This is a genomic window from Candidatus Gracilibacteria bacterium, assembly GCA_010119145.1.
GTDB lineage: Bacteria > Patescibacteriota > Gracilibacteria > BD1-5 > UBA6164 > JAACSU01.
The window spans coordinates 154,999-169,333 of the sequence record JAACSU010000008.1; the positions used below are offsets into that span (position 1 = coordinate 154,999).

Annotated in this window: 9 protein-coding genes; 3 read left to right on the forward strand and 6 right to left on the reverse strand. The window is 32.8% G+C overall.

The genetic code is table 25. The features are described from left to right. Nucleotides 1–125: 125 nt before the first annotated feature. A complete protein-coding gene (locus tag GW846_04785) occupies nucleotides 126–3,644 on the forward strand; it encodes a hypothetical protein (GenBank protein ID NDK10073.1) in 3,519 nt (1,172 codons plus the stop codon). A 183-nt stretch (nucleotides 3,645–3,827) separates the two neighbouring features. Here GW846_04785 and GW846_04790 read toward each other — a convergent pair whose 3' ends face one another. Both GW846_04790 and GW846_04795 read right to left on the reverse strand, forming a co-directional pair. Beyond that, nucleotides 3,828–4,562 (reverse strand): hypothetical protein, encoded by a 735-nt coding sequence (locus tag GW846_04790; GenBank protein NDK10074.1) that lies wholly within the window; start codon nucleotides 4,560–4,562, stop codon nucleotides 3,828–3,830. Next, on the reverse strand, nucleotides 4,498–7,560 hold the full coding sequence (locus GW846_04795) for a DEAD/DEAH box helicase (GenBank protein NDK10075.1): 3,063 nt from the start codon (nucleotides 7,558–7,560) through the stop codon (nucleotides 4,498–4,500). Before GW846_04795 ends, GW846_04790 begins: the two co-directional genes overlap by 65 nt. Before the next feature lie 115 nt (nucleotides 7,561–7,675). On the opposite strand from GW846_04795, the gene GW846_04800 reads away from it, so the two are divergent. Together GW846_04800 and GW846_04805 are read left to right on the forward strand one after the other, a co-directional pair. Beyond that, complete coding sequence (locus GW846_04800) at nucleotides 7,676–8,248, forward strand: hypothetical protein (GenBank protein NDK10076.1); 573 nt, start codon at nucleotides 7,676–7,678, stop codon at nucleotides 8,246–8,248. 9 nt (nucleotides 8,249–8,257) lie between these two features. Continuing rightward, nucleotides 8,258–8,872 carry a PH domain-containing protein gene (locus GW846_04805; GenBank protein NDK10077.1) on the forward strand — a complete coding sequence of 205 codons (615 nt, stop codon included), beginning with the start codon at nucleotides 8,258–8,260 and terminating at the stop codon, nucleotides 8,870–8,872. Here GW846_04805 and queA read toward each other — a convergent pair. From queA to GW846_04825, 4 genes are all read right to left on the reverse strand, one after another. Further along, entirely contained in the window at nucleotides 8,869–9,900 is a 1,032-nt protein-coding gene (gene queA, locus GW846_04810) for a tRNA preQ1(34) S-adenosylmethionine ribosyltransferase-isomerase QueA (GenBank protein NDK10078.1), read from the reverse strand. The two genes, GW846_04805 and queA, sit on opposite strands and share 4 nt — an antisense overlap. A gap of 59 nt (nucleotides 9,901–9,959) precedes the next feature. Next, nucleotides 9,960–11,393, reverse strand: coding sequence for a hypothetical protein (locus GW846_04815; protein ID NDK10079.1), 1,434 nt, complete (start codon nucleotides 11,391–11,393; stop codon nucleotides 9,960–9,962). 60 nt (nucleotides 11,394–11,453) lie between these two features. Further along, entirely contained in the window at nucleotides 11,454–13,640 is a 2,187-nt protein-coding gene (locus GW846_04820) for a hypothetical protein (protein NDK10080.1), read from the reverse strand. Between the two features lie 95 nt (nucleotides 13,641–13,735). After that, nucleotides 13,736–14,296, reverse strand: a complete 561-nt coding sequence (locus GW846_04825; protein NDK10081.1) for a hypothetical protein — start codon at nucleotides 14,294–14,296, stop codon at nucleotides 13,736–13,738. Between the last annotated feature and the right edge of the window lie 39 nt (nucleotides 14,297–14,335).

Sequence of the window (14,335 nt, forward strand, 5' to 3'; positions counted from 1 at the left end):
GGGAGAGAGTATTTTATAGATATAGAATATTTTCTCCCCTTAGTTGTGCGCAAATCGACTATGGGTTAAGGCTTTAACCGTTCATTGTGAGAACATTGTTTTTATTTTGTAACTCGTATACATTTATGAGTACTTTTGCTAAAAAAGTTACTTCAGCTGTTGCTGGTCTTGCTATAGTTTTTTCTATAGTTTCACCTCTTGCTGGAGTTTCTGCTGCTTACACTTCTGTTGAAGCAGCAAATAAGCTTTCAACTCTCGGTGTGATTGTTGACCAATCTGCTAATCCTACGGAATACAGACTTGGTGATAATCTCCTAAGAAGAGAAGGTGTTAAGGTGATGATGAATATTTCATCTATCGCTGTTGTTGATAATTGTGAAGGTAAGTTCAACGACCTATCTGCTACTGACTGGGCATGTAAATATGCTGAAACAGCTCTAGCTAATGGTTTAGTTGCTGCTAACCCTTCTTTCTCTCCAGATAGACTTCTTTCTAAGATTGAAGCTCTTAAAATGGTATTTCAAGGAAGAGACCTTGAAAGAGAAGAAAACGCTGACTTTAGAGTTGGTTATGTAAATTCTGCTGTTAATATGGGTATTGCTACTGAAGCATTTACTGATTATGATACTGCAGTAACTAGAGGACAACTATTCGTATGGGCTGCTAACGCAATCGATGCTGATGAAGAAGTTGTTGTAGAAGATGATCTTCTTTGTGCTATTCTTGGTACATGTGAAGATGACACTACTGTAGATCCAGTTGATCCAACTGAACCTACTACTCCAACTACTCCTACTGTTAACGGTGAATTAGAGATTACTCTTTCTCCTATGACTCCTGCTGCTGCTACTATTCCTGGTGGAGTTGCTGGTCTTAGAGTTGTTGCATATGATGTAACTGCTGGAGCTGATGATGTAACTATCAATCAAGTATCTATTAGAAGATCAGGACTTTCTGATCAAGATACTATTGAACAAATTGCTATCTTTACAGATGCTGGAAGAGTTTCAAACGCTCGATCAGATAATCAAGATAACGACACTACTGCTCAAATCAACCTTTCAAACGGTGGACTTGTAGTTATGGCTGGTGAAACAGTTACTATGTACGCTGTTGTTGATGTTGCATCTGTAGTTCGTGCAGCTAATGACCAATTCTTTCTTACTTTAGTAGATGTTAAGTCTAACTCTACTGATTTAGAACTTACTGGTAACCTTACAAGTAATAAATTTACTGTAGGTTCAATCGATGCTCCTTTAATTACTATTAAAAATGGAGGTTCAGTTTCTAATCCTAACTTAGGAGAAGATAACGCTGATATCTTTGAATTTGAAATCGAAGGTGCTTCTGATGAAGATATTATTCTACAATCTATCACTTTTGAAGCTGATGGAGACGCAGAAGATGATCTTATGAATTTTGAACTTCTTATGGGTGGTAAAGTTATAGCTACTCAAGAAATGATGAGTGGTGATTACCTTACATTCAATATCGACGGTGGACTTAGAATCCAAGAAGATAAAAATGAAGATTTCATTGTTCGAGCTGACGTTGTAGACGGAGCTGCTGATGTTATTAGATTTAGAATAGATGAAAGACTTGACGTACGAGCTGATTCTACTAAATTTGGTTTCGGTGCTACTTCTAATATAACTGCAGTTGATACTTTTGGTGAACTTAATGAAATCACTATTCAAGCTGGTGAACTTACTTTTGTTGAAATCGACGCTGATTTTGATGAAGTGAGAGAAGATAAAGATAACGTAGTTCTTGGTTCAATCCGAGTTACTAACCTATCTAGTCAAGCTCTTGAATTAGCTGATTTTGGTGTTGATATTTCACTTGATAATGGTGGTTTATCTGCTCTAGGTGCTACGGCAACTGGTTCTCTTACTGGTACTCTTACTGTTACTGAACTTCTTACTGATGTTGAACTATTTAATGAAGAAACAGGTTCTTCTTATACATTAGATGCTAATCCTACTAAAGCTGTTCTTTCAGGTAATGATTCTACTGCTCTCTACTCTGATAACAATATCGATGCTGTAATTCCTGCTGGAGTTTCAACTTGGTCTATTAGAGCTGATACTGCAAAAGATATTAGAAACTTTGATGCTTCTTCTATTGATATGTCAGTAGACGTTGTTGCTAATGTTAGAGTTAATGAAACTGCTGACGATGAAAGAGTAACTGATATTACTCCTTCTACTCTATCTTTCAATTCTATTGATGGATCTGAATCAGGTGCTAAAATTTCAGCTATTCCTCTTTCTGACACTACTGTTGTTCGAGGTGCTACTGATGTTAGAGTACTTGAATTTGAACTAGAAGCTGAAGAAGTTTCTGCTATTACAGTTGATCAATTAACTGTTCAAGTAACTGGTACTGGTACTAGTGCTGTTTCTAGACAAGAAGTTTCTAATGTTAAATTATATAAAGGTTCAGAAGCTACTGGTAACCTACTAGATAGCGAATCTCAAATTGGTACGAACGGTGCTGTAACATTTAGATCATTTACTGGTTGAGATGTTATGATTGCTGCTAACGCTACTCAAAAATTTGTAGTAACTGTTTCATTTGTTGATTCAGTTGACGCTGTAAATAAAAGTAACTATCTTACTTCTCTTACTTCTATCTCTATAGAAGATGATGAAAATGATGATGTTATTGTTTCTAATCTTCCATTAAACTCTGGAAGAGACGTTGCTGTTACTAATGCTGGAACTATTCAAACTCTTGCATTTGACCCAGCTAACGCTGATAACGAATTTGATAAATTAGCTCTTGCTGGAAACTCTAAAGTAATCGTTTCATACGATGTTAGAGCTGACAACGAAGCTGTTGAAGTTCAAGAAGTAACTTTTGATATTTCTAATGCTACTGCTGATTTAAATAAATCAGTTGTAAACGCTACACTTCTTCTTGATGGTGTTGCTATTGCTACTAACAGAAATTCTGAAATTACTCAAAACGAAATCAGATTTACTGATGTTGCTAACCTAGTTATTCCTAGAACAACTAGTGAACTTGCTCTACAATTAAACACTGCTACAATCGGTGAAGACTTTGTAGGGAAAGAACAAAACAATCTTACTGTTACTAGAGTAACTCTTGCTGACTTAGAAGGTCAACAATCAGGAAAAACTATTTCTGATGTTTCTTCTGCTGTTACTAACTCTAGACAACTTTCTATAGTTAGAGCTGTTGTTACTCCTGCTGTTGTTTCTACTTTCAGTACAAATGATCAAACTTCTGAACTACGACTTGTTGTAGAAGGTGGAATGAACACTTCTGATAATGGAAACGCTGTACAAGCTGAATTAACACAACTTAAGATAGAAGTATCTTCTGTTACAGGTACTGGTTGAGATCTTGTTGTATTTAATGGTAATGGTACTCAAGTTGGTACTGTTGCAATTGCTACTGCTTGAACTTATACTGTTGCTATAGATGATCCTAATGTATCAACTCCTAATGGTGATTCAATCGGTACTAACAATGAAGTTTACCGACTTGAAACTACTGTTAATGCTACATACAGACTTGCTAAAGATGGAGTAACTTACTCTGTTAATGGTAATGGATCTACTAGTACAAAACTTCAAACTACTCTTCTTCTTGGACAATACGTTAGAAATAACTAGTATTATTCTTGATAAGATTACTTTAAAGTAATGTTTCAAAAAACCCTACTCGAAAGAGTAGGGTTTTTTTGTTGTCTTGATTCTAATTAATACCACCATATTTTATAGTAATTAAATTGAAACGTATATAAAAGCCCTTCTCTATATGAGAAGGGCTTTTATTGTATTATGTGAAGTGAGATATTATTGAGCACTTGTATCAGTAGCTCCTGTAGCTCCTTCTGGAAGTATTTCAATAATTTCAAATTCTCCAAATTGAGTAGGGAGTTTCTCTCCAACTTCAAGTTCGTAACCAGCTGCTACAAAGCTTGCAAGATCTGATTTAGGAACAACTTGTTTTCGTTCTTCATCAAATTCACCGTAAGCATCTGCTGGAGCAAGTTCAAGAGTTTTCTTTTCTCCTTGTTTCATTCCAACCACTCCAGAATCAAAACCTGATATCATTTGTCATTCTCAAACTGTAAATGAAAGAGTTTCTCCTCTGTCATATGAGCTATCAAACATTGAACCATCTTCTTTGAGAGTTCCTTTATAGTGTACATCCACAGTATCTCATGATTCTACAACGTCTGCTGTAGCTCCTGAACCTGATTTAGTAATTGATACCATTTCAACTTCAAAAATAAGTGTTTTACCAGCAAGTGCGTGGTTTGTGTCGAGTACGACGCTTCATGTCAATTCAGCCATATCTGATCAAGAGTTAGTTTCTAAAGTAGTATCATTGTTCAATGCTCCAGTATTCGTAGTATCAGCATTATCTGCTGTACTACAACTTGCGAGTCATGCTATAAGCAAGAGCCCGAGTATGATTCATATTTTTTTCATAACATTTTGTTTAGTAAAATAGTTTGAGCTATCTTTTGAGTCGAATCTTTTTTCTCTCTTCGAGAGTTTTTCACTGCAAAAGTCGCAGAACATATTCTATAAATATTTTATCATTTTCAAAAAGTTTTGTTGGGCTTCTGAGTCTTGTTGCGTCAGTGACTTGAAATTTTACAGCAGTATCTCTGTTGAGAAATTTCTTCATAGCAGTGAGGTTTCATGTGCTTTGGAAATCGATTTGATAATTAATTCATACTCTTTTTATATTTTCGATACAATATTCTCTCGCTAATACTTGTGTCTCTAATAGAATAAATAAATTTTCAGTTTGTGTATCTACGACTCAATCCTCATTATTCTGGAAAAAACTTTGTTTTAAATACTCTAAATCATCTATGTCTTCTATTTGTTCTATTTCTCTGTAAAAATGCAATTTATCTGTTTCTGAGAGAAAGAAGTTGTCATGTATTCAGGCAGACAACATTAAGTCTATTTGACAGTTTTTCACTTTTTTAATCGTATTTTCGGCTTCGTTTTTAATGTCTTCTATCTTTTCTTCAAGCATTTTAAGGAATAAAGACACTCAAATCTCTTGCGCTTGTCCACTTTGTTTCACTCACAGTATATCTCATCCTCATCGTATTTCAAGGTCCTTCATAGCCAATTCAAATCATGCTCAGAGATAACTATAGTCGACAATAGTTTTAATACGTTTTGCAGCTTCTCCATCGATAGAATCTTTATGATACAGGAGATAACAGTATCATTGTGCATCAGATCGTCATACTCTCCCTCGAAGCTGGTGTATTTGAGAGATTCAAAAACTCTGACATTCATTGATAAATATTGTATTTACATTTGAGAAATCTATTCCATTTTCTATTACCGTAGTAGACAATAAAATATCGTATTTTTTATTTTTAAAATCTAGGATTCGATCTTCCAGTTCGTCTCACGGAAGTTGTCCATGTGTAATTATAACTTTTCTTTTTGGGAAGAGAGCTTCAAGTTGTTTTTTATACACTTCAATATTAGAAACTCTATTATGGACAAAAAATATTTGTCATCATCTTTTAAACTCTTGTTCTCAGGCATCTTTTATAATCTTTTCATTGTATCGAGTTACAAATGTTTCTATACTCTTTCTCCCCTTTGGTGGTGTTTTGAGGAGTGATATATCTCTGACTCAAGAAAGAGCAAGATTCAAACTTCTGGGTATTGGAGTCGCTGAGAGTGAGAGAATATCGATATCTGATTTAATATTTTTTATTTTCTCTTTATCTACCACCCCAAACTTATGTTCTTCATCCACAATCATTAGCCCAAGTTTTTTCCACTTCAGTTTATCTCAAAGTAGCCTGTGAGTTCCTATTACCATATCGATACTTCCTGATTGAAGTCATTTTAAAACTTGAGTTGCATGAGCTTGACTCTGAAGTCGAGTAAGAACTTCTACAGTATAAGGAGTATTTTTAAATCTTTCTATTGCTTTGTTGTAATGTTCATGAGCCAGAACGACGAGGGGAGAAATAAGAACTACCTGTTTGCGATTTTGGAGTGCGAGAATTGCAGCATTAAATGCTATTTCAGTCTTTCCAAATCACACATCACCAACGATGAGTCGATCCATATTTTTAGTACTCTGCATATCAGAAAAAATGTCATCAATTGCATTTGCTTGGTCAGGAGTATAGGTATAGGGAAATTCACTTTGAAAAGCTTCAATCTTATCTTGGTTTAATATATTTTGATTTCAGCTACGAAATTTACGCTCAGCAAAATTTTTAAGGAGTTCCTCTGCTATTTCTCGTATATCTTCGTGTATTTTTTTCATTTTTCGTTCCCACACTTTTCCACTGAGAGGAGTAATACTTGGATTCTCTTTTCAGACATATTTACTGAGTCTATGAACCTCAGTGATTGGAACAAATAGTTTATCTTGATCTTTGTATTGAATTTCTAAGTATTCTTTTTGTATTTCTCAGAGTACTTTTTTAATAATTCCGTTAAATACTCAAATTCAATGGTCAATATGTACGACAAAATCTCATTTTTGTATTTTGAGCAATAAGTCTATATCTGCTGAGAGCTTCTTTTTAAGTCTTTTTCTGATAAATATTTTTTGAATAATATCGTCAGATATATAACTTCTATTATTATTTTTTTGAGCTGAAATCTTTTCAAAACTTGAGAATCCAGTATGTTTTATAGCTACTACTTCAGCAACAGAAAGAGAATTATCTTTGAGATATTCTTCTATCATTTTTGTATATCTCGAATATATGGAGATAGATCAAGGATTTTGCTCTATATAGTTTTGAAATTCTTCTACATTTTGTATAGATATATCTCAAATTCACAGTTTTGTTTTCTTTTGTTCGAGTGATGCTAGGAGACTAATAGATGCGAATTGATATTTTTTGTGAGTAAGTTTTTCAAAAAGTGGGTGAAATTCACATCAATCAAGTACAAGGAAAATTTCATCTTGTACTAATATATCTGATAAAATAGGATTTTTAATTGTTTTTTTTCAAATTTGATCTGGTATTTTAAATATATTTTCTAGAGAAGAAATATATACTTGCTCAACCTTATTTCAATCCACTACAATACTCTCAATTTCATCTCCCCAATAATTTAAAAGAGTTACTTGTCCTCAAATTTGAAAAATCTTAATAATATCTCATTGTCTGAGATAACTTCACTGTTTTTCATATTCGTGATAGTCATATCATATCTCTTGTAATCCTTCCATAAGACTTAATTGTGGGTAGGATTTTCAAGTTTGAAGTGTTATTTGTGAGTCGAATAATTTTTGATGAACTTCTTTCTTTACATCATCAATTGATATCCAAAAGAGTGTACTTCAAATACGCTGAGAACACGCTATGATATCTTCAGCACTTTCAAGTTCTTTGTAGCTTATACCCAAATCTTGGGCAAGTACTTCATATTTTTTTGAAATATCAAAGCTTGGAATTATTTGCAAAAAAGATCACTGTGTTTCAAGTGTATTTTTATAAACAAGCAGTTTTGAGAAGTATGATCCAGCTTGTGTATATTGAGTATGGGGTTTGAGAATCTCAAATGACATAGATAATGTTCTTAATATATTGCAAAAGTATAAAAAAAATCTAAGCTTTTACAATCTGGTTCTTGATATATACATCGTTTTTCCTACAAGTATCTTACTTTATAACACATAAGCTATGATTTTATTTTTTGATTGAGTTTCTTCATCTTGATATATTGCTATTTATAGCAACGACAGAAAGTTAATTCACAGTGAGAGATTCTCCATGGCCTGAAACGAAAGCTCTAAGTCTCTTAGTATAATATCTACTTTTTTAAATTCTAAAAATATAGAATTTCGTGATGTACAAGAAATATTATGTGTTAATGGACCTGGAAGTTTTACTTGAATACGTACCATTAGTCTCGTAATTAATACAATTTCTTTTATGTATCCACATATTACTCTGACACCTATTTCTATTTTTGATCTTTACTGAGATTTATATCCTTTAGTATTCCCAAGCTCAAAGCGAGATTTGTTTGTGAAATATGAAAAATGAGCTATAATTGAAGTTGTTAAAAACGAAGATTTTGAATCAAAAACATTCGATAATCTTCTCATTTATGGTGATCTAGATATTTCTAGATTTAAAGCTCGCTATATACTTGATTCTAACAGAGACTATGATTCTTTTGTACAATATGTTGTTATACAAAATATGAAACGTATTGCACCTCTTTATATGAAAAAACCTACTATTTCTTAACTCCTTCTTATGACAGTAATCATGAGCAATCTCAGAGCCTGAGAAAAAGTTGATCTCGTCGTGAGAAGACACTGGATAGCTTTTGTACTATTAGGTGTTTATGGATGAGCATGAGTTGCTTTCAGTGTGAGCATTTTCTTCATTCTTTGAGTATGAAGTGGAGTCTTGCTTATCATGACTCTATTTTGGATGTTCTATCTCCTATTTATGTATGTTACGTGGCTTAACTATGAGTTAGATATATTTATTTTTACCAATAATCGTGTTGTTTGTATAGAGCAGAAATCTTTTCTTAATAGAGCAGTTTGAGAAACCACTCTTGATAAAGTTCAGGAAGTTTGAATAGAAACGAAAGGACTCTTTGCAAATATATTTGATTTTGGAACTCTCAGTATTATGACGGCTGGTTCAACTGAGAGTTTTGATATGTCATTTTGTCCTAAACCAATGATTCATTCTAGATATATAAATAATTTAGTCGATAGATATAGAGATTCATTATATGGAGGGTGAAAAACGACAAAAGATGACAAAAGAAAAAAGCTTCAAACAGTGTGAAAAATGCAAACAAAAGAAAAAGTTAAAACCATTATAAATGGTGATGAGACAGACTTAGATTTTTAATCTATCCACATCGCATCTCAAAATGAGAAAAATCTATAATCAGACTCTACGGCATGTTCGTAGGCTTTTTTTATGATTTCTTGACTCGCGAAACTCGACACAAGCATGAGAAGTGTCGACTGAGGGAGATGAAAATTTGTGATGATACTATCTACAAATTTCCACTCATACCCAGGATATATAAATATCTGTGTGTCCATATTACCGTGTTTCATCTGTCAATTACTATCTGACATACTTTCTAAGGTACGTACTGAAGTGGTTCATACTGCAATGATTCTTTTTCAAGAGGCTTTGTATTGGTTTAATCTCTGTGCTGTTTCTTTATCTATCTCGATATACTCGCTATGCATATGATGTTTCGTGACATCTTCAATCTCGACATTAGCAAAAGTCCCAAGTCCAACATGAAGCAGTACTTTTTCTATTATTACTCATTTTTTTTCGAGCTTCTCTAAAAGTTCAGCAGTGAAGTGCAATCCTGCAGTAGGAGCCGCTACACTCCCAGATTTCTCTTTATCATTGTAGACCGTCTGATATCTCTCACTTGGTGACTCAGAGTCTTTTATATAGGGAGGAAGAGGAGATTCTCCAATTCACTCTACTGTATCTAAAAATTCGTTTCAACCTTGAGTAAACTCTACTATTCTTCATTTTTCACTGATACTTTGTATTTTTCATGTCATCTGTGTCCCAGAAAAATGAATCACGGTTTCAGGTTTCAGTTTTTTTCCTGGATAGACAAGACAATCCCAAGTAGAATCCTTGATTTGTTTATGTAAAAATATTTCACATTTTTTCTCTGACTCTCAAATTATTCATTTGAGTCTGGCTTTGATTACTCTCGTTTTATTTACAACTAGTACATCATTTTCTCAGAGCATGCCAGATATATCTGAAAAAATCTTGTCTTGTATCTGTCCATTATTTCTGTCCAGAATCATGAGTTTTGAGCTATCTCGAGGTTCTGCTGGAGTTTGGGCGATTTGCTTAGGTGGCAATATGTAGTTGAAGTCGGAAAGTTTCATAAAAAAATATCTAGAAAATTAATTCTAGATATTGTAGTGATTTTTCCTGTGATTCAAGATTAGTTATTTTCACTGGTTTGACTAGCATTATTTTTAAACCAAACGGAGTAGAGAACTTCTTTTCAATTTTTTCTATAATCCAAATATTTTTCAATTACTTGTTTGAGATAATCTCACGTGAGATTATCTTTATTAGAAGTATCTATTCCAGAGGCATCAACAAATTCTTCAAACTTGCTCGTTTCTTTTCCTTCTCTGTTTCAAAAGAGATTATTAAATTTTTCTTCTAGAGTATCCTGTTCTCATAAAGTTGGTATTTCTTCCATTGAACTGATAATTTTTTTGGCAGTTTCTGTAAGTTCTCATTCTTCTGGAAATAACTCTTTCATTTGAGTAATGGCAAACGGACTTATATTTCATTCTGAAAGCTTTGTTCGAAAGAGATTACGTCATTGTTCTATATTTGTTGGAGCTACTTCTTCTGCTGGAGCTTCCTCAGCTAAGGTAACTCATTCTTCTTTTTTTTCTGTCTGCTCGATTCAGAAAAATTCTCAAAATCCGACTAATCCTTCTGAAATTGCTTGTAATATGTCACGTATTATTTTTGCTATTCATGTTAATTCTACTTCACTGTCAGGTATTATATCTGGCATTTCGCCTTCTCCATTTCCTCCAGCATCCTTGAGTGCTTGCTCTATTTTTCCCTGAATAGATGCTATATTTTCTCAGGTATTCTTTGCTATTTCCGACAAATCATTTTGTATATCAATTGGGAGTTCACTATTTTCATCAATATTTTGTTCTTCTATTCTTGCTATAATATCTGCTTCTGCTATAGCTCCAGTAAAGAGTTCATTAAAAAAAGTTGCTCATGTACTTGTTTGACTAAATATATAGTTCATATCTCACCCTCAAGCTATCGTCATTTCTGAGGTTTGAACTTTGAGAGAGTCCAAATTTGACTGGATTTGTTCAGAAATAATACTCTCTCAATCAAGTATAGCTTGGATATCTTCTTTCGTAATAGTGTCCTTTGATGTGAGCTGATCTATAATACTGAGAGTGAGTGCAGTACTAAGATTATCTTTGGATTTTGATGATATGTCTATTCCAGAAAATACTCACTCATTTCCAAATAATATATTTTGTGATTGTATGTCAATTGTATCAAGTTCTTCTGAACTGAGTATTTCAGTTTCTCAGAGTATATCAGAACTAGATACTCACTCCTTAATTTGATTTTGCATAAATATATCTAAATCTCCCTCAATGGTTCCAGATTGAATATTTTGTGAAAGAGAATTTAAACCTTCTCACGCAAGTATGTTTTTAAGTTCTTGGAGTTCATCACGTGTCATTACGAGGATTCACTCTCTCTCAGTAACTAAAAAAGCATCTAATGACTTTTGTTCAGCTTCTGTAAGACTAGCCTTCAGTTTTGTGATGTCATCTTGTTTAGATAAGTCTACTTGTTCTGGTGATTCAAAAGACATAGTGTATAAATAAAAAATATATGCTAATAGTGTAGCATATATTTTTGGGTGGGGCAAGGATTAGCTTTCAGGAAATAAATTTCCAATTACATCACTTGGGAGATCCAAGAAAGACTTTTTATATAATTCTCATGTAGTGAGCTCTCACGACTCTATTTTTGCTATTAACTCATCTCAGTTACTAATTCATAAATTAGGTGCAACTTTATTTAAGAATTCCATATAATAATTTCAAACTTTTCACTGTTGATCTTGGTAGAGCTTTTCTTTAATTATTAAAATTATTGATGTTGCTACAATTCACGATGTTGCTATTAAAACTGCTCTGAGAACAGGAACATTGGTAGATAATTTAATCAATAATGCAAGTCACCCTCATTCAACAGCATTTATGGCTATATATCTTAACCATGAATCATCTATTTCATTGAATCAAGTTATACTTCAAACAACTCAGTCTATATTTCATTTTGCAGTATCTATTCATTCTAAGAAAATGTTTCTATCAACTTCTAATATTCTCATGAAGAGTACTTGAAAAACTTTTGAATCTTCTTCTGTAGTACTGCTTAATAATTTTTCTGCGGCAGCAGACTCATATAGTCATTTAATATTTCAATCAAGTATTCAATACACCCAAGTGTAAACGAATACTTTTTCAAATCATGTAGCATTACTTAAATCTTTAGATTGCATGATTCAATAGAGAGCAATGATATTTCCCCAACTAAGTTTTTCAGAAATATAATCGTTAAATCAATTAACTCCTAGTCAATATTCATCAATCTGTGATATGATAATTTCTTTATAATTATAAATCTTTGTAATAATTTCAATGTCTGTTTGAGATAATGAAGCGCCTTCAGCATTTAATTTATTTTGTCATCTTTCAATTATAGAATCTAAACTCTCAGTTCCATCTCCAGTGAGAATATCTTTAAACGCTAAACTTACTCCTTTAGGATATACTTCGTCACCATCAAATAAGGCTGAGATATTTTCATCCTCTAAAATATTTCAGAAAAAATTCTTAAGTTTTCACGCATATTCTCATGGGAGAGCTTGTAGAATTAGGAGTTCATTTTTCAAGCTAAAAACTGATAATCTTGCAAGTATTCAAATTCTGAGTTCTAAATAATTATAATTTGTTGATTCTATTTCTTTTAGTTCTTCTTTTGTAAAAAATAGTAGTGCATCTTCATTAAAATCTGGATTTTTTCAAATCATTAACTGTAAATCAATTGCATTAATCTGAGTCTCAAAGAATTCTTCGTTTACTGGTCAAGTTATAGCTATAACCACTCAAAGAATTTCTTCTTCCGTAAACGTTGTTTCTTCTAATCATAAGGTTGACTTAAGGTTTGCTCACGAAGATAAATATCATCTCATAGAAATTAAGCTGACAGGATTAGTTCTTTCATTAATCTTTCCTAAGATGTTTGAGCTTTTCTCAGTAATTGGAAGTCATGAAACTTGAGACATTAGATTGTATCATAATAATCTTGTATCGTCCTTTAGTTCAATTGAAACATTTTTTTCTATATCTCATGTTGAAATCTCTGGTAAAACGTTTCATTCCTCTTGTTGAGGAATAGAAGTTGATTGTGCTGGAATATCATCATTTGATGTGTTTGTAGTTTCTCCAATATCTCAAGTATCTCCTGATTTTATTTCTTCATATTTATCCATAAGAAATTGAGCTCCAGGGATGAATCCAATTAGAAGTCACACAATCCATCATTGAATCGCATCTGCTTTTCATTCTACTTTGTCTTTTCAAGTTTGTATAACCCAGTCTAGGAATTTTTCAGGAATAAGTTTTCCAATAAAAGAATCTTGCATTTCTGATTTGAATTTACTTTCAGCTGCATTAATAGCCTCAAGTTTTTTTGCTTCTAATGCTTCTGAAGCTCAATCTATTCATTCTCAAACTCTCACTTTTAATTCATCTAATGATAATTCTGAAAAATTCAATCATGCCAAAATTCCTTCAGTCTTGTCAATTACTTCTGGATTTTGATTTTCTGATTGTTCTAAAAGAGTATTGAGTGCTATGATTTTTTTAGTTATATCTATTTCAGCTTTTAAGGTGACAAGATCTAAATTTGCATCAATAGATTTAGCAAGCTCATATTTTTCTATTTGTTCTGGGGTAATTTGAGCCTCTGGAATTCCAGTGAGTTCAGCTAATTCTTGAGCTGGAGTAAGAGAAATTATGTCTGTTGTTTCATTTGTTTCAATTGCCATATGCGTATTTTTAAAAATATTTATATAATACTATCATATATTTCTTTTTACATCAAAAAACCACACAATTTAGTGTGGTTTACTTAATAATTATATTAGAATCAAACATTTGGTTTAATTCAAGGACTGACCCATTTATCTTTCGTATTGTTATATCCTCCTTTGAAAGCTCATTTTACTCATCCCCAAGCAAATCAAGTTGCTGCTCAAGCCGCTGCTGATACTCATTGACCAGCTTTTCATAATGCCCAAAGTGGGATATCTTTTACAGCTATAAGTCCTGCTGCTGCAAGTATATAAGGCATTGCAACAGATTGACTTGCAAGTCACGCTCATAATCAAGCAGCACTTCATGCTAGTTTTAATGCAGTTCAAATTTTTCATTCTTGTTTTGTCCATTCTGCAACTTTACTACCTAAATAATATCAAGCTGCAGTAGTAGCTACAGTTGGAAGTACTGTTCATGAAATTCATGCTGACAATCAAGTAGAAGTGAGTAATCAAGTAACTGCTTCATTCGTTACATTTGCTACTGCTGAAACGGCTCATGCTCAGAGAGCTGCTCATTGAGCTACTATTTCAGGAACTCAGTTCCTTATAGCATATGCTCAAGCTCATAGTACAGCAGCTCAACCTAGTACATGTTTTGTTTCCATAAAACGTTATATAAAAAGTAAATTTAAATTATATTAACA